The organism is Streptomyces sp. NPDC001848 (assembly GCF_042891915.1).
In the GTDB taxonomy this organism is placed as follows: domain Bacteria; phylum Actinomycetota; class Actinomycetes; order Streptomycetales; family Streptomycetaceae; genus Streptomyces.
Genome location: NZ_JBIATP010000002.1, coordinates 283,887 through 303,777 on the forward strand (window position 1 = coordinate 283,887; position 19,891 = coordinate 303,777).

Genomic DNA, 19,891 nt, shown 5'->3' on the forward strand with positions numbered 1-19,891 from the left:
GCCCCCCCGGGGTGGGCGGGGGGGGTGGGGGGCCGGGTGTCCGCCGCGGCCCCGCGCGCGCCGGGCCGCGCCGCGTGGGGGGGGGGGGGGGGCGCCCCCCCCCCCCCCCCCCCCCACTCCGCTGTCGCGCCCCCGGCAGGGCGGGTAAGGTTAGGTTTGCCTTATTGAACCCGGCGGGAGGTGGACCGCGTGTATGTCTGCAGTTGCTTCGGCATCACCGAGCAGCAGGTGAGGCAGCACGCGGAGAACGGCGCCTGCACGCCGCGGCAGATCGCCTCCGCCTGCAAGGCGGGCACGGACTGCGGGTCCTGTGTGCGCAGGATCCAGGCGCTCCTGGGGCGCGGCGCGTGCCCTCGCCGTGAGATCGCCGAACCGGTGCTGTCCGCCCTGTCCGAGCTGTCCGGTCTGGAGGAAGCCGCCTAGCTCTCCGGCTGTTCGACGAGCTGGGAGACGTACAGGCCCTCGCCCAGCTTCTCCAGCAGCTCCAGCTGGGTGTCCAGGTAGTCGATGTGGTGCTCCTCGTCCGCCAGGATCGACTCGAAGATGTTCGCGGAGGTGATGTCACCCTTCTCCCGCATCACCTTGATCCCGCGCCTGAGCCGGTCGATCGCCTCCACCTCGATCTGCCGGTCCGCCTCGAACATCTCCCTGACGGTCTGGCCCACCCGCACATGGAAGAGCCGCTGGTAGTTCGGCAGGCCCTCGAGAAAGAGGATGCGGTCGGTGAGCACCTCCGCGTGCTTCATCTCGTCGAACGACTCCCGCCGCGTGTACCGGGCGAGCTTGTACCACCCGCAGTTCTCCTGCATCTTCGCGTGCAGGAAGTACTGGTTGATCGCGGTCAGCTCGGCGGTGAGCTGCTCGTTGAGGAATTCGATGACCTCCGGGTCGCCCTGCATCGCGGGGCTCCTTCCGGGCGGGGACAGGGGGCTGCGCCGCATGATGGCACCGGTACCCAGGGGCGTCCAGTAAGTTCACACTTAGTCTGGCTTGTCCTGAATTGAGCCGGGGCTGGTCATGTGCACCCTCCGCCGTCTGTCAGGATGGAGTCATGGGTCATCCGGTGGAGCGCGAATCTGGAGAAACGGCACGGTCACAGCTTCCGCCGGGACAGCGACTCCAGCGGGGCTGGCCGGTCACGCACTACGGTCCCGTGCCCAAGTTCCGCCCCGAGCGCTGGGAGTTCCGGGTCTTCGGCGCCACCGCGGACGGCGAGAAGCGCTGCTGGAGCCACGAGGAGTTCACGTCGCTGCCGTACGCGACCGTGGTGGCCGATCTGCACTGCGTGACGAAGTTCAGCATGGTCGGGGCCGAATGGGGCGGCATCCCGGCCCGTACGATCCTCGAGATCGCGCCGCCCGCGCCCGCCGTCACCCATGTGATGGTGTGGGCCGAGTACGGCTTCAGCTCCAATCTGCGCCTGTCCGACTTCGCGTCCGACAGCACGATCTTCGCCACGCACAAGGACGGCGAGCTGCTCACCGCGGAACACGGCTTCCCGCTGCGCCTGATCGTGCCGCACCTGTACGCCTGGAAGGGCCCCAAGTGGGTCCGCGGCGTCGAGTACATGACCACCGACCGGCGCGGCTTCTGGGAGGAGCGCGGGTACCACAACATCGGTGACCCGTGGCAGGAGCAGCGGTACTCGTACCAGGAGCAGCCCGGGGACGGCCCGGAACTCTGACGGCCCGACTCCGACGGCCTGCGGCTCAGCCGTCCCGCAGCTTCTTCAGCCGCTCCACGTCGGCGGCGTGTCCTTCCTTGCGGCCGGGTGTTTCGATGATCAGGGGCACGCCCTCGGTGGCCGGGTGCGTCATCAGCGCACGGAACGGGCCCTCGCCGATGTGTCCGGCGCCGATGTTCGCGTGGCGGTCCCGGTGGGCGCCGACCGCCTCCTGTGAGTCGTTGGCGTGGATCAGCTTGAGCCGGCCCTCGCCGACGGTCCCCACCAGCAGGTCCAGGGTCTGATGCGTGCCGTCCGGCCCGGTCAGGTCGTGTCCGGCGGCGAAGATGTGGCAGGTGTCGAGGCAGACACCGAGCTTGGGGTGGGCGTCCAGGGCCTCGAAGTACGGCCCGAAGTCCCAGGTGCGCGAGCACAGTGAGGCGCCCTGGCCCGCGGTCGACTCCAGCAGCAGCCACGGGTCGTCCTCGTGCGTCAGCTCCTCCAGCAGCGGCAGCATGCGCTCCCGTACCTGCCTCAGCGCCACGGAACGGTCCCGGCCGCCGGTCGCGCTGCCGGTGTGCACCACCACGCCCCGCGCCCCGATCGCACGGCCCCGGCGCAGCGAGTGCCTGAGCGACTCCACCGACCTGTCCACGGTCGCCTCGGCGTGCGAGCCGAAGTTGATCAGATACGGGGCGTGGACGTACACCGGGATCGATTCGGCGGCGCACGTGGCCCGGAACTCCTCGTCCTGACGCGGACTGCCGGCGGGCGTCGCCCAGCCGCGCGGGTTGGCCACGAAGACCTGCACCGTCTCGGCCCCGATGTCGCGGGCGTAGGCGAGGCCGACGGAGTTCAGCCCACCGGCCACCGGGACATGGCTGCCGATCGGGTTGCGCGAGGGGCCGAGGGCGTCGGGGGCGCCACGGGACTGCTCAGTGCTCACCCCCCAAGGGTGTCACGTGGTCCCGGGTGCCCCGTCCTCGGTCATCGGGCCATCGGTCCGGGACAGGTCCTAGCGGATCTTGATGGTGATCGTCGATCCCTTCGGTGCCTTGTCCCCGCCCTTGACCGACTGGCTCTTCACCGTGTCGCCGAACAGGCCCAGCAGACCCCGGTCCTCCTCCACCTGGAAACCCGCGGCTTCGAGTGCCTTCTTCGCGTCGTCGACGTTCTGACCGGTGACGTCCGGCACCTCGACCATCGGCCGGCCCTTGGAGATCGTCAGCGTGACCGTGTCGCCCTGGCCGGCCTGCTGACCGCCGTCCGGCGACTGCCGGGCGACCTTTCCGGCGTCGTACTCCGAGGTGACCTGCGTGTCAGCGATCTTCACCTGCAGGCCCGCCTCCTGCAACTGCGATGTCGCGTCGTCGAGGGAGGCCCCCCTGACGTCGGGCACGTCCACCGGGCTGCCCTTGCTGACGGTGAGCGCGATCGCCGAACCGCCGTGCCGCTCGGTCCCCGCTCCGGGGTCCGTGTCGATCACGGAGCCCTTGGGCACGTCCTCGCTGAACGCCTGCGTGACCATCCCCGGCACCAGGCCGTCCTTCTTCAGCCTGGCCTGCGCCTCGTCCAGCGGATCGCCCTTCAGATCGGGCACCCGCACCGTCTCGGGACCGTCCGAGAGCGTCAGCGTCACCGAGTCGTGTGAGCGGATCCGCGCCCCCGCCGCCGGGTCGGTGCTGATCACCGTGCCCCGCTTCACCGTGTCGCTGTAGGCGTGCTTGACCTGCCTGACCTCGAGACCGGCCTTCTTCAGCCGGGCCCGCGCCTCGGCCTCCGTCTTCGCCAGCAGCGGCGGGACCTTGGTGAACTGGCCGGAGTTGATGTACCAGACCCCCGTGCCGACACCGAAGACCACCAGCACGGCGAGAACCAGCGCGAGCAGCCCGCGCCGGGGCCGCGCCGAGCGCCGCCGCGGCTCGGGCGGCGGGGCCTGAAGCCGGCTGGTGCGGTTGAGGACGGCCTCCCGCTCCTCGCCCACCGGGCGGGCCGGCAGCAGGCGCGGGATCACGCTCGTGCGGTCCCCGGCGTTGTCGTGGTCCGTGGTGAGGGCGCCCGGCGGCACGGCGTCCAGCTGCTCGTCGGTCAGCGCGCCGCGGGCTTGGAGCACCTGCCCCAGCAGCGCCACCGCGTCCGCCGGGCGCAGCGCGGGGTTGCGCGCGGTCGCCGAGGCGACCAGGTCGTCGAGTTCGACGGACAGCCCGGGCACGGCCGCCGACGGCGGCGGCACGTCCTCGTTCAGGTGCTGGTAGAGCACCTGTGCGGGGGAGCCGCCGTGGTGCGGCTTGGCTCCGGTCAGCATCTCGTGGAGGACGACCCCGCACGCGTACACGTCCACCCGCGGGTCGGCCGTGCCGTGCTCGATCTGCTCCGGGGCGAGGTAGGAGACGGTGCCGAGGACGGTGCCCGTGGTGTTGGTGACGGTGTCGACGGACCGGACCAGACCGAAGTCGGCCACCTTGACCCGGCCGTCGTCACCTATGAGGACGTTCTCGGGCTTCATGTCCCGGTGCACGAACCCGGCGCGGTGCGCGGCCCCCAGGGCGGCGAGCACCGGTTCCAGGATGTCCAGGGCCGCGCGCGGCTGCAGCGCCCCGCGCTCGCGCAGCACGTCCCTGAGGGTGCAGCCGGAGACGTACTCCATGGCGAGGTAGACGTACGACCCGTCGGTGCCCTGGTCGAAGACCTGCACGACGTTCGGGTGGTCGAGGCGGGCGACCGACTTGGCCTCGCGTATGAACCGCTCGACGAAGGAGCCGTCGGCCGCCAGCGTCGGGTGCATCACCTTCAGCGCGAGCACACGGTCCAGACGGGTGTCCAGGGCCCGGTAGACCGTGGCCATCCCGCCGACCGCGATCCGCGCGTCGACGCGATAGCGGCCGTCGAGCACCTGCCCGACGAGAGGGTCCTGAAGGGTCGTATCCACGCTGGTGAGTCTACGAGGGTGCACTGTCGGCGCAGGCCGCTGCGGGGACACCGGGGCCCGACTGCAGCCGAGCTGTGACGCACGCCTGTTCGGGACCGTTCAGAATGCCGGCCGCTCCGGGTCCAGCCGGGCCATGCCTCCCGTCGGCGACGACGCCTCGGCGAAGTGACGGCGCGGAATGCGGCCCGCGCGCCGCGCCAGCCGGCCGGCCTCCACCGCGTGCCGCATGGCCTCCGCCATCAGGACCGGTTCCTGGGCCCGCGTCACCGCCGAGGCAAGCATCACACCCGCGCACCCCAGCTCCATCGCCAGCGCCACGTCCGACGCCGTGCCCGCGCCCGCGTCCAGGATGACCGGCACGCGCGCGTGCTCCACGATCAGCTCGAAGTTGTGCGGGTTGCGGATGCCGAGCCCGGACCCGATCGGGGAGCCCAGCGGCATGATCGCGGCGCAGCCGACGTCCTCCAGCTTGCGCGCGAGCACAGGGTCGTCGTTCGTGTACGGCAGCACGGTGAAGCCGTCGTCCACCAGCGTCTCGGCCGCCTCCAGCAACTCGATCGGGTCCGGCAGCAGGGTCCGCTCGTCGGCGATGACCTCCAGCTTCACCAGGTCCGTGCCGAGCGCCTCGCGCGCGAGGCGTGCGGTGAGCACGGCCTCGCCCGCCGTGTAGCAGCCCGCGGTGTTCGGCAGCACCCGGATGCCCAGCTTGTCGAGCACGGACAGGACCGAGCCGTGCACCGAGGCGTCGACGCGCCGCATCGCCACCGTCGTCAGCTCCGTACCGGACGCCACCAGCGCCCGCTCCAACACGTCCGGACTGGGCGCGCCACCGGTCCCCATGATCAGCCGGGACGAGTAGGTCGTACCCCCGAGGACGAAGGGATCGTCAGCCATGGGTCAGCCTCCTTGGACGGCGGTGAGGACCTCGACGCGGTCTCCCTCGGAGAGGGACGTCGACGCCCACTGCGTGCGCGGGACGACGGTTTCGTTGAGGGCGGCGGCCACGCCCGAGGGGGCCGCGGTCAGGCTCCGCACCACCGCGTCGAGGGCGGTACCGGGAGCGACCTCGCGGGTCTGCCCGTTGACCGAGATGTTCATGCGGGCTGCTCCGTGAGTGCGGCGGCGGTGAAACGCCGGGGGGTGAAGGGGCGGGCCTCCTCCGGGAGCTGCCCGGTGGTCAGCACATGTGCCATGACGTCACCGGTGACCGGGGTGAGCAGGACGCCGTTGCGGTAGTGGCCGGTGGCCAGCAGCAGGCCCTCCAGCTCCGTGGGTCCGAGCAGCGGCGCGTTGTCCGGGGAGCCCGGGCGCAGACCCGCCCGCGTCTCGGTGAGCGGCAGTTCGGTGATCCCGGGCACCAGCTCGTGCGCGTCCCGCAGCAGCTCGTACACCCCACCCGCGGTGACCGTGGTGTCCCAGCCCAGTTCCTCGCTGGTGGCGCCGACCACCAGCTCGCCGTTCTCGCGCGGCACGAGGTAGATGGCGCCCCCGCGGACCACGGCGCGCACCGTACGGCTCAGGAACGGCGCGTACCGCTCCGGCACGGTCAATCGCAGCACCTGTCCCTTCACGGGGCGTACGGGCGGCAGGACGTCGTCCGGGACGCCCTCGAGCCGCCCGCTGAGGCTGCCTCCGGCGAGAACGACCTGCCCGGCGGCGAGCTCGGTGCCGTCGGCGGTCCTGACCCCGGCCGCCCGGTCCCGCACCACGGTGAGCCGCTCGGCCCACACCCGGTGGAACACCACTCCGGCGCGTTCACAGGCCGTCACCAGGGCCGCGGCGAGACGGCGCGGGTCGATCTGGTGGTCGCCGTCGACCCTGAGCCCCCCGCGCACGCCCGGCGCGAGCATCGGCTCCAGCCGGCGGCACTCGCGCCCGCTCAGCCACTCCGACTCCAGCCCCGAGCGCTGCTGCAGGGCGTGCAGTTCGCGCAGCTCGGCGCGGTCGTCGGCGTCGAGAGCGACGGCGAGCGTGCCGCAGCGGCGGTAGCCGAGGTCCTGACCGGTGGCCTCGGTCAGCTCGGCGGCGAAGTCCGGGTAGCGGCGCGCGGACTCCAGGTTCAGACCGAGCAGCGTCTGCTCGCCGTAGTGCAGCTCGGTGACGGCGGCCAGCATCCCGGCGGCCACCTGCGCGGCTCCGCCGCCCGGCTCCGGGTCCACCACGGCGGTGGCGAACCCGCGCCGTGCCGCCCGCCAGGCGGTCACGAGCCCGATGATCCCGCCCCCGATGACGAGGACGTCCGACACGGTCGACGGTCCGTGGGGTGTCGACGGTTCGTCCGGTGTACGCGACATGGGCGTCCAGCCCCTCCCTTCGCCGGCATGACCCGGATCAGGTTCGTACGGTCGGAGGCCGTCCCAGCCTCCCTCTCAGCCCGGTGCGCCGGGCTCCCGCGAGTGCTTACGGTGGCCACCCTAGCCCTCAGGGCATCGGCCTTGTAAGACAGCCTCCCGCGGCTCGGCGCGCTGTGGAGGACGTCACTCAGCACGCCCCCTGACTGACAATTTGTCAGTTGTCTATGGTGATCAGGTGGGCGATCAGGTGAGCGAGCAGACGCAGGCACGGGGCGGTACGGCACGGCGCGTCGTCGTTGTGGGTGCGGGCATGGCCGGGGTGCAGACCGCGGTCGCCCTGCGCGAACAGGGCTTCACCGGCAGCGTGACGCTGATCGGGGCGGAGCCGCACCAGCCGTACGACAGGCCGCCGCTGTCCAAGGCCGTGCTGCTCGGCAAGGCCGAGGGCTCCGCCTTCGACGTGGACTTCGAGGGGCTGGGGATCGAGCTGGAGCTGGGCCGGGAGGCGACCGGCCTGCGCCCCGAGGACCATGAGCTGGACACCGAGCGGGGCCCCGTCCCGTACGACGTCCTGGTCGTGGCGACCGGTGCGGAGCCGATCCGGCTGCCGGGCGCGGAGGGCGTCCCCGGGGTGCATCTGCTGCGCACGCTCGACGACGCCGAGCGGCTGCGGCCGGTGCTGGCCCGGCAGCACGACATCGTGGTCGTGGGCGCGGGCTGGATCGGCGCCGAGTTCGCCACCGCCGCGCGCGAGGCGGGCTGTGCGGTGACCGTGGTCGAGGCGGCGGACCGGCCGCTCGCGGGGGCCCTGCCCGCCGAGGTCGCGGCGCCGATGACGGCCTGGTACGCGGACAGCGGGGCGGAACTGCGCACGCACGCGCGCGTGGAGCGCGTCGAGCCGGGCGCGGTGGTGCTGGACGACGGCTCCCGGGTGCCGGCCGGAGCGGTGGTGGTGGGCATCGGGGCCCGGCCCGCCACGGCCTGGCTGGCCGGGTCCGGAATCGAGCTCGGCGTGCACGGCGAGGTGCTGGCCGACGACCATCTGCGCACCTCGGTGCCGGATGTGTACGCGGTCGGCGACTGCGCGTCCTTCCCGTCGGGCCGCTACGAGGAGCGCCTGCTGGTCCACCACTGGGACAACGCCCTTCAGGGGCCGCGCACGGTGGCCGCGAACATCATCGGTCAGACGCCGGTGGCGTACGACCCGGTGCCGTACTTCTGGTCGGAGCAGTTCGGCCGGTTCGTCCAGTACGTGGGCCACCACGCGTCCGCCGACACGACGGTGTGGCGCGGGGACCCCGCAGGAGCGGCCTGGACGGTCTGCTGGCTGCGCGCGGGCCGCCTGGTGGCCCTGCTGGCCGTCGGCCGTCCGCGGGACCTGGCGCAAGGGCGCCGCCTGATCGAATCGGGCACCCCCATGGACCCGACCCTGTTGTCGGACCCGTCCCGTCCGCTGAAGGAGGCGACGTCGTAGGCGGCGGCGCCGGACGCCCCCGCCGCCTTCGCACCCCACGGAGCAGCACCCCGCCCGGCGGTACTCACCCCTCCGGCTAACCCCGCCGGAGGCGCCCCGCTTCCGACTGTCAGTCCCGGATGGCACGCTTGATCCCGTGACCGAGATTGACGCAAAGATCGATGCTCTCGTCCCCGCCTGGCTCACCGTGCCCGACATCGCGGAAGCCCTCGGTGTCGAGGTGACCCGCGTACGGCAGCTGGTCAAGGAGGGCCAGCTCATCGCCGTCCGCCGAGGCGAGAACAAGGCGCTGCACGTCCCCGCCGCCTTCATCGACGGGGACAAGGTGGTCAAGGGCCTGTCCGGCACCCTGACCCTGCTGCGGGACGACGGCTTCACGGTCGAAGAGATGATCGAGTGGCTCTTCACCCCCGACCCGACCCTGCCCGGTACCCCCGCGCAGGCTCTCCGCGAGAATCGCGGCACGGAGGTGAAGCGCCGCGCGCAGGCGCTCGCCGTCTGATCCGATCCAGCCCGATCGGACCTGACCCGATCGGACCTGACCCGATCGGACCTGACCCGATCGGACCGGTTCCGGTCTGATCGGGCCCGCAGACAAGAACAACCGTCCGGCGTACGGGCCGCGGGCCACCGGGACACGCCCCCGGCCCGGCCGACCGCACCCCGCCGCGGCCCGTACGCCACCGACAACGGGGGAACACCACCGTGCCCGACACCGCCCGCACCGCCCGGCTCGCCGACGCCCGCGTCTACCTGTGCACGGACGCCCGCAAGCGCCAAGGCGACCTCGCCGAGTTCCTCGACGCGGTCCTCGCCGGGGGCGTCGACATCGTGCAGCTGCGCGACAAGGGCATGGAGGCCGCCGAGGAGCTGGAGCACCTGGAGGTCCTCGCCGAGGCCTGTGCCCGCCACGGCAAGCTCCTCGCGGTGAACGACCGCGCGGACGTCGCCCACGCCGGCCGCCCCGACGTCCTGCACCTAGGCCAGGGCGACCTCCCCGTCCCCGCGGCCCGCGCCATCCTCGGCGACGACATCCTCATAGGCCGCTCCACGCACTCCGAGACGGAGGCCGAGGCCGCCGCCGTCCAGGAGGGCGTGGACTACTTCTGCACCGGCCCCTGCTGGCCCACCCCCACCAAGCCCGGCCGGCACGCCCCCGGTCTCGGCCTGGTCCGCCACACCGCCGCGCTCGGCACCGACCGCCCCTGGTTCGCCATCGGCGGCATCGACCTCGGCAACCTGGACCAGGTCCTCGATGCCGGCGCCCGCCGCGTGGTGATCGTCCGCGCGATCACGGAGGCGGACGACCCGGGCGCGGCGGCGGCCGAGTTCGCCAAGCGGCTGCGCTCCGCGTAGGGGTGCCCGGAGGCCGGTCCTGCCCCCGCGTTGTCCGAAGGGTGGACAACAAGTCGGCAATTCGGGCAAATACCCACTGTCTGGTTGGGGGACCGGCGCCCCCTGGCTAACCTGCGACTATGGCCCTCGGAACCGCATCCACGAGGACTGATCGCGCACGGACCGTGCGCGACATCCTCGCCACCGGCAAGACGACGTACTCGTTCGAGTTCTCGGCGCCGAAGACCCCTCAGGGCCAGCGGAACCTGTGGAGCGCGCTCCGAAGGGTCGAGGCGGTCGCCCCCGACTTCGTCTCCGTCACGTACGGCGCCGGCGGTTCCACCCGTGCGGGCACGGTCAAGGAGACCGAGCAGATCGTCGCCGACACCACGCTCACCCCGGTCGCCCACCTCACCGCGGTCAACCACTCCGTCGCCGAGCTGCGCAACATCATCGGCCAGTACGCCGACGCCGGGATTCGCAACATGCTCGCGGTGCGCGGCGACCCGCCCGGCGACCCCATGGGCGAATGGGTGCCGCACCCCAGGGGCCTGACCTACGCGGCCGAACTCGTCCGGCTCATCAAGGAGTCGGGCGACTTCTGCGTGGGCGTCGCCGCCTTCCCGGAGATGCATCCCCGCTCCAGCGACTGGGACACCGACGTCGCGCACTTCGTCGACAAGTGCCGGGCCGGCGCCGACTACGCGATCACCCAGATGTTCTTCCAGCCGGAGTCGTACCTGCGGCTGCGTGACCGGGTCGCCGCGACCGGCTGCGAGACCCCGGTCATCCCCGAGGTCATGCCCGTGACCAGTGTGCGGATGCTTCAGCGGCTGCCCCAGCTCAGCAACGCCGCCATCCCCGACGCCCTGAAAGAGCGGATCCTCGCGGCGAAGGACGATCCGGCGGCGGTACGCTCGATCGGCATCGACTTCGCCACGGAGTTCTGCGCGAGGCTGCTGGCCGAGGGGGTCCCCGGGTTGCACTTCATTACACTCAACAACTCCACGGCGACGCTGGAGATCTACGAGAACCTGGGCCTGCACCACCCGCAGCGGGCCTAGACCGCCGCACCCGTATGCGACACACTGCGTAGCGGCCACTGGGAGAGGGGCGTACATGGGCTGGACGGTCCTCTACATCGCGTTCGGCATCGTCGCGCTGTGGCTGCTCGGTGAGGTGCTGCTGCAGTACAAGGCACGCCTGCGCTGGCGGCTACTCGCGTTCGTCGGATTCCTCGGCGTCGTGTTGGGCGTCCTGATCCCCTCCGTGCTGGTCATCGCCCTGGGCGCGGCCGCCTTCGCGGTCGGGCAGACCTACGTCACCCTGTCGTTCCGCCGCGGGTTCGCCTCCGGCTGGGCGGTCGGCAACCGCCCGCGCGAGGGCGCGGGCACCGGCAGCAAGCGCCGCCGGGGCGAGAAGGCGCGCCAGCAGCAGGCACCGCAGGACACCGACCTGGAGCAGGCGGCCGCTACGACGACGATGCCTGCCGGAACGTACCGCCAGGACGACGCGTACGACGAGGACGACCACGACGACGTCTTCACCCGCCCGGGGACCACCCCGTCCGCGGAGACCGCGGCCGAGGCCACCGCCGTCTACGAGCCGCAGCCGCTGCCCGAGGAGACCGGCTCCTACGGCGTCTACACCGACACCGCCTACAACACCACCGCCGGACAGCCCCAGGAGCAGCAGGCCTACGCCTACGACGGCTACTCCGGATACGGCCAGGAGCAGCACTACGGGTACGGGGGCGGCCAGCAGCAGTACGGCGCCTACCCCGACCCGTACCAGGGCACGGAGACCTACGGCGGCGGCTCGTACGACGGCGCGTACGGCGGCGGGCAGCAGCAGTACGGGCAGCAGGCGTACGGTCAGGAGCAGTACGCCACCGGCACCTACGGGGAGACCCCGGCCGGCGGTGTCTGGGTGCCCCAGCAGCGCACCACCGACGACGCCCTCGGCGGCGAACTCCCGCCCGAGCAGCCGTACCCCTACCAGGACAACGGCACCGCGCACGGCAACGGCTACGACGAGCGCTACCGCTTCTAGTGCCGCGACAGGCAACGTTCGCCCCGTCGCGACGCCCGGCACGCTCCCCCAAGCTCTTCGAGCAGGGGGTACCCCCAGAGCACGCACCGGACGCCGCTCCTTGACGGGCAAACGTTGCCTGCCGCGGCACTGGAGCCGCCCGGGGCGCCTACTGCGAGCCCCGGAAGTCCGGTCCCTCCACGATGAGCCCGGCGACCAGGGCGCCCGACATCCCGGCGTGGGGAAGACCCCCGCCCGGGTGGGACCAGCCGCCCACGAGATGAAGGCCGGGGAAGCGGGTGGTGTTGGCCGGGTGCAGAAAGCGGCCGTCGCCCGCTGCGAGCGCGGGCGCGGGAACGGCCCCCCACTCGGCGCCCGTTTCCTGCTCGATGTGGCCCGGCGTGCGTATCTCCCGCCACAGGAGCCGCTCCCGCAGCCCTGGGACGGCGGCCTCCGCCACCGTGACCATCAGATCGGCGAAGCGCTCCGCGGACCCGCCCACGGCCCACTCCTCCTCGGACGGGGCAACCGCGGACAGCACCACGGACTCGTGCCCGTCGTCCGGGCGCAGCGCCGGGTCGTCCGGGCGCAGGACGGTCACCGTGGGCCGCACGCCGTCCGCGGCGACGGAGCGCAGCGAGTCCAGCTCAGCGCTCCTGTCGGGCGTGTGCACCACCGTGCGGTGCGCCGCCCCGGCCTCACGCGGACCGCGCAGCGCCAGCAGCACCGTGAACCGCGCGGGCCGTGCGGCGTCGGGCACGTGCCGTACGTCGCCCTCGTCCTGGAGCAGGTGATCCGTCAGACGGTGCAGCCGCCCGGCGTCCATGCCCGCCACGACGTGCTCCGCCTCCGCCACCGACCCCCCGGCCAGCTCCACCCCCGCCGCCCGGCCGTCCTTCTCGACGATCCCGGTGACCTCGGCGCCGAAGACGAACTTCACCCTCCGGGCCAGGCACCGCTCGTACACGGCCCGCGCCAGCTCCCGCATCCCACCGCCGACGTACCACATGCCGAAGGCGTGCTCCATGTACGGCAGTACCGCCGCGCTTGCCGGGGTGGTGCGTGGATCCAGGCCGTAGGCCAGGGCGTGGCTCTCCAGCAGGGCCGCGAGCCGCGGGTCGCGCAGCTCCCAGGCGCCGACCTCGGCGAGCGTGCCGGCCCGCCGCGTGCGCAGCAGCCGCTTGTGCGGCACCGCCGGATACGGCTCCTTCTCCGCCAGCACCTGCCAGTTGGGCCACAGCGGCTCCTCCAGCAGCGGCCGGCGGGTACGGTCCCAGGCCTCGCGGGCCCGCACCAGGAAGTCGCCCCAGCGCTCGCCCGCCCCCGCGCCCAGCGCCTCGTCCAGGGCCGCGACGACACCCGCGCGTGAGGCGTTGGGCAGCGAGACCTCGGTGCCGTCCGCGAAGATGTGCCGTGACGACGGGTCCACCTGGACCAGCTCGACGCAGTCCTCCAGCGGCTCCTTGCCGGTCTTGACGAACAGATCGCGCCAGACCGCGGGCAGCGGCAGCAGGCCTGGGCCGGTGTCGAAGGAGAAGCCGTCGCGGGAGAAACGGCGCACCGCGCCGCCGTACGTCTCCGTACGCTCGTACACCACCACCCGGTGGCCCGCGACGGCCAGCCGGGCGGCGGCCGCCATCGCGCCCATCCCGGCGCCGATCACCGCAATCCGTGCCATGCCTGCGACCTTATCGGCCGCCGCCGACAATCCGGCCGCGGGCCGGTGACCGGGGCCTTCCGGCACATCCGTGCCGTGGGGGTGAGCGCTCAGCCCTGAGTATCCGTACCTAGCCGGAGAGATGAGTATCTGCGCGGATGGGGTCCGACCTGCGCGGACGAGAGAGTGGAGGCACGGAAAGGGGCACGGCTCCGGCACCGCCGACACGGGGCGGCGGAACGGTGCCCGCCCTTGACCGCTCCTTCCGCCGGCACTTCTCCGGCGGAAGCGAGGCAGGGGGAGACCCGGGGGAAGGACCGAACGGGGGTCACGGGGGCACGACGGAGCGCCGGTTCGAGGCGGCCCGCCAAGGGCGCGGCCACCAGGAACCGGCGCTTCCGGCTGCCGAGCGCCGCGGCCGTCCGCGCCCCCACGCGCGGCCAGTCAGCCCTACCGGCCGTCCAGCAGCCCCTATCGGCCGCCGCTCACGCGCCCCTGGATCAGCCGTGACAGCGCCGCGTGCACGTCGTCCAGGGAGCGCTCCGGCTGGAACGACTGCCAGTCCAGCGCCGCCACCAGCACCATGCCGACCAGTGCCGCGGCCGTCAGCGGGACGTCGATCTCGTCGCTGAACTCGCCGCTCTCCACGCCCGCGCGCAGCACGTCCTCGATCGCCGCGACGACCTGCCGGCGGACCACCATGAGCGTGGACTGCCAGGCCCGGTTGGTGCGCCACAGCTCGGCCACGTACAGCTGGGTGAAGGACGGGTAGCGGGCGATGAAGGCGAGCCCGGCGCGGATCATGGCGTCCAGGGCGTCCACCGTGGTCCCGCCCGCCCGGTCGCTCTGCTCGGCCGCGTCCCTCAGGGAGGCGGTGAGGAGCCCCACACCGTGCCGCAGCAGCTCCTCGAAGAGGACTGACTTGCTCGCGAAGTTGTAGTAGACCGTGCCCTTCGCGACCCCGGCCCGCTCGGCGATCTCGTCGACGGTGGTCGCGGAGAACCCCTGCTCCGCGATCAGGGTGACGGCTGCCTCGTAGAGCTTCTGCCGGGTCGCCTCGCGGCGGCCTGAGCCGCCCGACGTAGCGGCGCTGCTGCGTTCCATGGCCCTGATTGTCACAGGTACGGCCCGGTGGGAGGGCCCGGACCTCACAGGTTCAGTTCCGGGTGCAGTCGGTCCAACGTCCACACCTGCCTGCGCCGGGCCGACAGGGCGGTCAGCGCGAGGGCGCCCGCGGTGAACGCGGCGAGCACGGCGGACGCCTGCCACACGGGTCCCAGGCCGCCGCCCGTGATGAGCCTGCGCAGCGCTGCGACGACGTAACTCATCGGCAGGAAGGGGTGGATGGCGTTGAAGAAGCCCGGGGACGTCTGCACGGGGTAGGTGCCGCCCGCGGACGTCAGCTGGAGCATCAGCAGGGCGAGGACGAGGATCCGGCCGGCCGCCCCGAAGCGGGCGTTCAGCCACTGGACGAGCGCCGCGAAGCACGCCGCCACCAGGAACAGGAACCCGATCGTCCCCGCCGCCCGCGTCATCTCCAGGCCGATCGCCCAGTGCAGCACGGCCATCAGGGCGGCCGTCTGCAGCACACCCACGGCGGCCACCGGCAGCCACCCCGCCAGCGCGATGCGCCAGGCGGAGGCGCCCGCCGCGAGCGCGCGCCGGTTCATCGGCGGGATCAGCATGTACGCCACCATCGCGCCCACCCACAGGGACAGCGGGATGAAGTACGGGGCGAAACCGGTGCCGTAGTTGGGCGCGTGGTGCAGGTCCCGGGAGGCCAGCCGCACCGGGTCCGCCATGACCTGGGTGCGCCGGTCGCGGTCCTGCTTGCCGTAGTCGGGGATCTTCCCCGCGCCGTCGTGCAGTCCGCCGGCGAGCTTCCCGGAGCCGTCGGCGAGCTTGTACATACCGCCGTTCAGGTCAATCGCGCCGCTCTCCAGCCTGCCGATGCCCGAGTCCAGGTCGGCCGCCCCGGACCGGGCGGTGCCGAGGCCGGTGTGCAGGGTCCGGGCCCCCTTGGCGACCTGGGCGGCGCCCTTGTTGAGCGCGTCCACCTTGGAGACCGCGTCGTCGAGGTCGTCGGACAGGTGCGGTGCCGCCTGGGCGAGCGCCCGGGCCTGCCGCTGGAGGGTCTTGAGGTCCTGCCGCATGGCGGTCATGTCGCCGTGGTAGTCCCGCACCACGGTGTTCACGTCCTCGGCGAGCCGCGCCGCGTCCGCCGCGGCGTCCTTCGCCTTCTTCAGGTCCTCGCAGGCGGGATCGGGCAGGACCTGGTTCACGCAGCGCTTCGCGTACACCGCGTCCAGCGTCTCGGACGCCTCCCGCGTGCCCTTCTCGGCGACGGGGGCCGCGGTGACGAAGGCGTCCAGGTGCTCGCTGATGACGTCGGCCGAGTCGGCCACCACGGTCGCGGTGTCGGCGATCTGCCGGCCGTCCTTCCTCAGGAAGGGCCGCACCTGGTCGGCCGCTCCGTGCACCCGGTCGGCGAGGGCCTGGGTGCCGTCCGCGACCTGCTGGGCGCCGTCCTGGAGGTCGCCCGCGCCCTGGTCGAGCTTCTTCAGACCGTTCGAGAGCTTTCCGCTGCCGTTCCTGGCCTCCTCCAGGCCGTCGGCGAGGTCCTTGGAGCCCTTCTCCGCCTTGCCGATCCCGCCGGTGAGCCGGTCGGCGCCGTCGGCGGCCTTCACGGTCGCCCCGTGGATGTCCGAGAACGAGATGAAGATCCGGTCGAGGAACGACCGCGACGCCTTGGTGGAGGCGGCCGCGCGCACCTCGGCGAACACCGTCTTGGAGATCTGCCCGACGATGTAGTTGTTGGCGTCGTTCGTCCGCACCTGGAGGGCGCCGGTCTCGGGGGAGTCACCGGAGCTGGAGGCGATCCTGGCGCTGAAGTCGGACGGCATGGTCAGCGACAGGTAGTAGGTGCCGTCCTCGACGCCCTTCCTGGCTTCGGCGGCGCTCACCCGGTGCCACTCGAAGGTGTCGCTCTTGAGCAGCCCCTTGACGAGGTCGGCGCCCGCGGTGAGCTTCCGGCCGGCCACGGTCGCCCCCTTGTCGTCGTCGACGAGCGCCACGGGGATGCGGTCGAGCCGCCCGTAGGGGTCCCAGAACGACCACAGGTACAGGGCGCCGTACAGCAGCGGCAGCAGCAGGAGCGCGACCAGCGCCGCACGGGGCAGCTTTCCCCTGCCGAACCGCCTGAGCTCAAGCGCGGCCAGTTTCGGCGAGCGCATCCGCCGTCTCCTTGTCGTCGTCACCGTCTTGGGTCGGCTCGTCGGGAGTGGTCTCGGTGTCCTCGCGCGCGTGCCGCGCGCCGGATGCCGCCGACACCACGACCGCGTCCTCGGGCGCCTCGGCACACACCGCGAGGACGGTCGTCCCGTTCTCGGTCAGCGACCTCAACAGGCCCCAGGCTTCGGCTCGTTCGGCGGAGGACAGCTTGAGGTCGGCGTCGTCGACGGCGAGCAGGCGAGGCCGGCCGATCAGGGCCAGCGCCACCGACAGCCGCAGTGCCTCAAGACGCTCCAGGTCGCGTACGGCGGTCCGGCGGCCCTTGGGCAACTGTTCCGGGTCGAGTCCGGCGGCTGCGAGGGCGGCGTCGATCCGGCCTGCCGCATCGGCCGCCCGATCACTCCTTGGCCGCAGCAGCGCGCGCAGGGAGTCCCCGAACCTGCTTTCCAGCAGGGCGCGTTCGCGCAGGTGCTCGCCGACGGTCAGGGCCGGGTCGAGGTCGGTGACGCCCGGCACGTGCGCGAGCGCGCTGATCCGGCGCACGGCGGACATCTCCTTGGGCAGCCGGTGCCCGCCGACCGTGGCCCGCCCCTCACTCGGCTTCATCCTCCCGGTGAGCGCCAGCAGCAGACAGGTGCGGCCGGAGCCCGAAGGGCCCTCGACGGCGATGAGCGAGCCGGGTTCCGCGTCGAGGGCCACGCCTTGGAAGGCCCAGCCGCGCGGTCCCTCCACCCCCAAGCCGGTGGCGCTGACGGCGACCCCTGTCGCCGTCTCCTGCATGTCCATGTCCCCCTCCATGTCCCCCTCGTTCCCCTGGGTGGGGCACCCAGTCCCGGGCTCCCGTCGCGGGGCCGGGGCTTTTGAACTGACTGGTCAGTGCAAAAACTACTCCGAACTTTTGAACGAAGCAAAAGAGCAGGTCAGAACGGATTGTCGGTGCCATACCTCACGATGGGCACATACGGCACCCCGTATCAGGGCGTGCCGTCACACAGACGACAGGAGGTTCGTCATGGCCAGTCACCACGCAGCCGCCGCACGCCGGCGCCGCGGCACCGGCCCTGCCCCCTCACTGACCGGACCGGCGAGCGACGTGCACCCCGTGCTGCGCCGCGCCACGGCCCCGCCCGCCGCCCTCGACCTGCTCGCCCAGGCCCGCGCCGCACTGGAGGAGGCCACCCTCCTCGAAACACCGAACGAGCGGTACGCGACGGCCCATCTGGCGGCCCTGCGCACCGCAGCCGCCGTGCTCGCCGCGCGCGGGCGCCCGGAGCCGACCGCACGGCGCCGCGCGAAGATCCGCAGTGCCTGGGAAGTCCTCCCCGAGATCGCGCCCGAACTCACCGAGTGGAGTGCGCTGTTCGCCTCCGGCGCCCTCCGCCGAGCCCGCGCCGAGGCCGGCATCCGGGGTGCGGCCGGCACCCGGGACGCGGACGACCTGATCCGGGACGTGGCGATGTTCCTGCGCCTGGTGGAGCGGATGCTGGTGCTCCAGCCGGTGCTTCCGCAACCGCGCCAGGAGGCCGAGCGGGAGATGCCGGACGCGGGGTGACGGATCCCGGCGGGGTGAGGGGTCCGGGTCGGGGGCCGGAGGCAATAGGGTGGAGGCGCCTGAAGTCTTTCGCCCTGGTAACGGGGGCCGGAAGGCCGTCCGATCGCTCCGCCGAACACCAGGCGGTGCCGCGCCGAGGAGTCAACTGCCGTGTCGGACCCGATGCGACCCCGCGCCTCCCTCCGTACCGCTGTTGTCTGGGAGGTCCTCCAGGACGCCCTCGAGCGCCGGGTCAAAGCCACCGGACGGCAGGCGCTCGACGTCCTCGACACCGGCGGCGGCAGCGGCCACTTCGCCGTGCCCGTCGCCCGCCTCGGCCACCGCGTCACCGTCGTCGACCCGAGCCCCAACGCGCTGTTCGCGCTGGAGCGCCGGGCCGCCGAGGCCGGTGTCGCCGACCGGGTGCAGGGCGTGCAGGGGGACGCGCACGGCCTGTTCGACGTGGTCGAGCCCGGCGGCTACGACGTGGTGCTCTGCCACGGCGTCCTGGAGTACGTCGACGACCCCGCCGAGGGCGTTCGCAACGCCGTCGAGGCCCTGCGCCCCGACGGTGTCCTCAGCCTGCTCGCCGCGGGCCTCGGCGGTGCCGTGCTCGCGCGGGCCCTCGCGGGGCACTTCAAGGAGGCCAGGCAGGCGCTCCAGGACCCGAACGGCCGCTGGGGCGAGAGCGACCCCGTACCGCACCGCTTCACCGCGCAGCAACTCACCGCGCTCGTCGAGGACGCGGGACTGCGCGTGGGTGCGGTGCACGGCGTGCGGGTCTTCGCGGACCTGGTGCCCGGAGTGCTGGTCGACACCGAGCCGGGCGCGCTGGAGGCGCTGCTCAAGCTGGAGGCCGCGGCGGCCGAGTCCCCGGCGTTCCACTCCGTGGCGACCCAGCTGCACGTGCTCGGTGAGACCGAGGAGGCCGCCAAGGCCTGAGCGGCCTGTCGTGACGCCCCGCTGATCAGCGGCTTGGTGGCGGATGGAGTACGCCACAGGCCCTCCGATCGGGCGCCCCGCGCCGTATGATCGAGGGAGACCGATCGGCATGACGGGTCAGCCGCTGGGGAATGAAGATCTCAGCGAGCCGGGACGGGCATGGCGGATTCCGGTTGGCCAATTGGCGTAGAGGGGCGGGTTTCAAGGGGGCGATTCCCTGCCTATCCTGAAGGGGACCCCCGGTCGCCCCGGCGACTGCACGATGAGGAGGACTCCGTGCCGCTCTCGGAGCACGAGCAGCGCATGCTCGAGCAGATGGAGCGAGCGCTGTACGCCGAAGATCCCAAGTTCGCGTCGGCGCTTGAGGGAAGCGGGCTGCGTACGTACACCCGGCGGCGGGTCTACCAGGCGGTCGCGGGCTTCCTCGTGGGTATCGCGCTCCTCATGGCCGGAATGGTCGCGAAGCAGATCTGGATCAGCGTGGTGGGATTCCTCGTCATGCTGGGCTGTGCGGTGCTCGTGGTCACCGGTTGGCGGAAGGTTCCCAAGCCGGGTGAGCAGGGAGCGCCGGGCATCCGCGGTCAGGTGCGTCAGCGACGCTCCATGATGGACCGCATCGAAGAGCGCTGGCAGCGCCGACGGGACGAACAGGGCCAGTAGCGGTAGCCCTCGGGCACCGGCCGAAAACGTGACGCAACAGGGGCGACCGGACGGTCGCCCCTGTTGTTGTCCCCGGGAGGGGCGCCCGACCCGGGCCGACTGTCACCGCCGCAGTTTCCCGGCGACGGGCGCCTGCCCGGGCGG

20 protein-coding genes and 1 riboswitch are annotated in these 19,891 nt (G+C 72.5%); of the genes, 10 read left to right on the top strand and 10 right to left on the bottom strand.

What is annotated here, in order from left to right; translation table 11 throughout:
- Positions 1–180: 180 nt before the first annotated feature.
- Positions 181–423 carry a bacterioferritin-associated ferredoxin gene (locus ACFYZJ_RS04370; RefSeq protein WP_388562701.1) on the top strand — a complete coding sequence of 81 codons (243 nt, stop codon included), beginning with the start codon at positions 181–183 and terminating at the stop codon, positions 421–423.
- Here the strand turns inward: ACFYZJ_RS04370 and bfr are convergent.
- Entirely contained in the window at positions 420–899 is a 480-nt protein-coding gene (bfr, locus tag ACFYZJ_RS04375) for a bacterioferritin (protein WP_388562703.1), read from the bottom strand. The two genes, ACFYZJ_RS04370 and bfr, sit on opposite strands and share 4 nt — an antisense overlap.
- 152 nt (positions 900–1,051) lie before the next feature.
- Between bfr and ACFYZJ_RS04380 the strand changes: the two genes are divergently transcribed.
- The gene (locus ACFYZJ_RS04380; RefSeq protein ID WP_388562705.1) at positions 1,052–1,684 is read left to right on the top strand and encodes a sulfite oxidase-like oxidoreductase; all 633 of its coding nucleotides are present in this window, start codon (positions 1,052–1,054) and stop codon (positions 1,682–1,684) included.
- A gap of 25 nt (positions 1,685–1,709) precedes the next feature.
- On the opposite strand, the gene ACFYZJ_RS04385 is transcribed toward ACFYZJ_RS04380, so the two are convergent.
- The 5 genes from ACFYZJ_RS04385 to thiO all read right to left on the bottom strand — a co-directional run bounded on the left by ACFYZJ_RS04385 (position 1,710) and on the right by thiO (position 6,886).
- Positions 1,710–2,609, bottom strand: a complete 900-nt coding sequence (locus tag ACFYZJ_RS04385; RefSeq protein WP_388562707.1) for a deoxyribonuclease IV — start codon at positions 2,607–2,609, stop codon at positions 1,710–1,712.
- A gap of 69 nt (positions 2,610–2,678) precedes the next feature.
- On the bottom strand, positions 2,679–4,592 hold the full coding sequence (pknB, locus tag ACFYZJ_RS04390; protein ID WP_388562709.1) for a Stk1 family PASTA domain-containing Ser/Thr kinase: 1,914 nt from the start codon (positions 4,590–4,592) through the stop codon (positions 2,679–2,681).
- Positions 4,593–4,691: 99 nt separating this feature from the next.
- A complete protein-coding gene (locus tag ACFYZJ_RS04395; RefSeq protein ID WP_388562711.1) occupies positions 4,692–5,486 on the bottom strand; it encodes a thiazole synthase in 795 nt (264 codons plus the stop codon).
- A gap of 3 nt (positions 5,487–5,489) precedes the next feature.
- Positions 5,490–5,690: a sulfur carrier protein ThiS gene (gene thiS / locus ACFYZJ_RS04400; RefSeq protein WP_388562713.1), complete on the bottom strand. Its 201-nt coding sequence runs from the start codon at positions 5,688–5,690 to the stop codon at positions 5,490–5,492.
- The gene (gene thiO / locus ACFYZJ_RS04405; RefSeq protein WP_388562715.1) at positions 5,687–6,886 is read right to left on the bottom strand and encodes a glycine oxidase ThiO; all 1,200 of its coding nucleotides are present in this window, start codon (positions 6,884–6,886) and stop codon (positions 5,687–5,689) included. Before thiO ends, thiS begins: the two co-directional genes overlap by 4 nt.
- A riboswitch (TPP riboswitch) is annotated at positions 6,884–6,996 on the bottom strand. Its footprint overlaps the gene before it by 3 nt.
- 137 nt (positions 6,997–7,133) lie before the next feature.
- Here thiO and ACFYZJ_RS04410 point away from each other — a divergent pair.
- The 5 genes from ACFYZJ_RS04410 (at position 7,134) to ACFYZJ_RS04430 (ending at position 11,747) form a co-directional block, all read left to right on the top strand.
- Positions 7,134–8,360, top strand: a complete 1,227-nt coding sequence (locus ACFYZJ_RS04410) for an NAD(P)/FAD-dependent oxidoreductase (RefSeq protein WP_388562716.1) — start codon at positions 7,134–7,136, stop codon at positions 8,358–8,360.
- A gap of 136 nt (positions 8,361–8,496) precedes the next feature.
- Complete coding sequence (locus ACFYZJ_RS04415) at positions 8,497–8,862, top strand: Rv2175c family DNA-binding protein (RefSeq protein ID WP_388562717.1); 366 nt, start codon at positions 8,497–8,499, stop codon at positions 8,860–8,862.
- Positions 8,863–9,065: 203 nt separating this feature from the next.
- Positions 9,066–9,716 carry a thiamine phosphate synthase gene (thiE, locus tag ACFYZJ_RS04420; protein WP_388562719.1) on the top strand — a complete coding sequence of 217 codons (651 nt, stop codon included), beginning with the start codon at positions 9,066–9,068 and terminating at the stop codon, positions 9,714–9,716.
- A gap of 119 nt (positions 9,717–9,835) precedes the next feature.
- Positions 9,836–10,759: a methylenetetrahydrofolate reductase [NAD(P)H] gene (gene metF, locus ACFYZJ_RS04425; RefSeq protein WP_388562721.1), complete on the top strand. Its 924-nt coding sequence runs from the start codon at positions 9,836–9,838 to the stop codon at positions 10,757–10,759.
- Positions 10,760–10,814: 55 nt separating this feature from the next.
- Positions 10,815–11,747 (top strand): hypothetical protein, encoded by a 933-nt coding sequence (locus tag ACFYZJ_RS04430; RefSeq protein WP_388562723.1) that lies wholly within the window; start codon positions 10,815–10,817, stop codon positions 11,745–11,747.
- A gap of 148 nt (positions 11,748–11,895) precedes the next feature.
- Here ACFYZJ_RS04430 and ACFYZJ_RS04435 read toward each other — a convergent pair whose 3' ends face one another.
- The 4 genes from ACFYZJ_RS04435 to ACFYZJ_RS04450 form a co-directional block, all read right to left on the bottom strand.
- Complete coding sequence (locus ACFYZJ_RS04435) at positions 11,896–13,404, bottom strand: phytoene desaturase family protein (protein WP_388562725.1); 1,509 nt, start codon at positions 13,402–13,404, stop codon at positions 11,896–11,898.
- Between the two features lie 450 nt (positions 13,405–13,854).
- Positions 13,855–14,487 (bottom strand): TetR/AcrR family transcriptional regulator, encoded by a 633-nt coding sequence (locus ACFYZJ_RS04440; protein WP_388562727.1) that lies wholly within the window; start codon positions 14,485–14,487, stop codon positions 13,855–13,857.
- A 44-nt stretch (positions 14,488–14,531) separates the two neighbouring features.
- Positions 14,532–16,616 (bottom strand): YhgE/Pip family protein, encoded by a 2,085-nt coding sequence (locus ACFYZJ_RS04445; RefSeq protein WP_388562729.1) that lies wholly within the window; start codon positions 16,614–16,616, stop codon positions 14,532–14,534.
- Positions 16,588–17,400 (bottom strand): ATP-binding cassette domain-containing protein, encoded by an 813-nt coding sequence (locus tag ACFYZJ_RS04450; protein ID WP_388562731.1) that lies wholly within the window; start codon positions 17,398–17,400, stop codon positions 16,588–16,590. Before ACFYZJ_RS04450 ends, ACFYZJ_RS04445 begins: the two co-directional genes overlap by 29 nt.
- A gap of 226 nt (positions 17,401–17,626) precedes the next feature.
- Between ACFYZJ_RS04450 and ACFYZJ_RS04455 the strand changes: the two genes are divergently transcribed.
- From ACFYZJ_RS04455 to ACFYZJ_RS04465, 3 genes are all read left to right on the top strand, one after another.
- Positions 17,627–18,166, top strand: coding sequence for an SAV_6107 family HEPN domain-containing protein (locus ACFYZJ_RS04455; protein ID WP_388562733.1), 540 nt, complete (start codon positions 17,627–17,629; stop codon positions 18,164–18,166).
- A 150-nt stretch (positions 18,167–18,316) separates the two neighbouring features.
- Positions 18,317–19,087: a methyltransferase gene (locus ACFYZJ_RS04460; RefSeq protein ID WP_388562735.1), complete on the top strand. Its 771-nt coding sequence runs from the start codon at positions 18,317–18,319 to the stop codon at positions 19,085–19,087.
- Between the two features lie 276 nt (positions 19,088–19,363).
- On the top strand, positions 19,364–19,747 hold the full coding sequence (locus ACFYZJ_RS04465; protein WP_388562737.1) for a DUF3040 domain-containing protein: 384 nt from the start codon (positions 19,364–19,366) through the stop codon (positions 19,745–19,747).
- Positions 19,748–19,891: the final 144 nt, after the last annotated feature.

Excerpts from the sequence above, each read along its gene's own strand:
- metF (WP_388562721.1), top strand. The coding sequence starts at position 9,836 with ATGGCCCTCGGAACCGCATCCACGAGGACTGATCGCGCACGGACCGTG.
- ACFYZJ_RS04440 (WP_388562727.1), bottom strand. The coding sequence starts at position 14,487 with ATGGAACGCAGCAGCGCCGCTACGTCGGGCGGCTCAGGCCGCCGCGAG.
- ACFYZJ_RS04455 (WP_388562733.1), top strand. The coding sequence starts at position 17,627 with ATGGCCAGTCACCACGCAGCCGCCGCACGCCGGCGCCGCGGCACCGGC.
- ACFYZJ_RS04395 (WP_388562711.1), bottom strand. The coding sequence starts at position 5,486 with ATGGCTGACGATCCCTTCGTCCTCGGGGGTACGACCTACTCGTCCCGG.
- thiS (WP_388562713.1), bottom strand. The coding sequence starts at position 5,690 with ATGAACATCTCGGTCAACGGGCAGACCCGCGAGGTCGCTCCCGGTACC.
- ACFYZJ_RS04450 (WP_388562731.1), bottom strand. The coding sequence starts at position 17,400 with ATGGACATGCAGGAGACGGCGACAGGGGTCGCCGTCAGCGCCACCGGC.
- ACFYZJ_RS04445 (WP_388562729.1), bottom strand. The coding sequence starts at position 16,616 with ATGCGCTCGCCGAAACTGGCCGCGCTTGAGCTCAGGCGGTTCGGCAGG.
- ACFYZJ_RS04380 (WP_388562705.1), top strand. The coding sequence starts at position 1,052 with ATGGGTCATCCGGTGGAGCGCGAATCTGGAGAAACGGCACGGTCACAG.
- thiO (WP_388562715.1), bottom strand. The coding sequence starts at position 6,886 with ATGTCGCGTACACCGGACGAACCGTCGACACCCCACGGACCGTCGACC.
- ACFYZJ_RS04435 (WP_388562725.1), bottom strand. The coding sequence starts at position 13,404 with ATGGCACGGATTGCGGTGATCGGCGCCGGGATGGGCGCGATGGCGGCC.
- ACFYZJ_RS04430 (WP_388562723.1), top strand. The coding sequence starts at position 10,815 with ATGGGCTGGACGGTCCTCTACATCGCGTTCGGCATCGTCGCGCTGTGG.
- bfr (WP_388562703.1), bottom strand. The coding sequence starts at position 899 with ATGCAGGGCGACCCGGAGGTCATCGAATTCCTCAACGAGCAGCTCACC.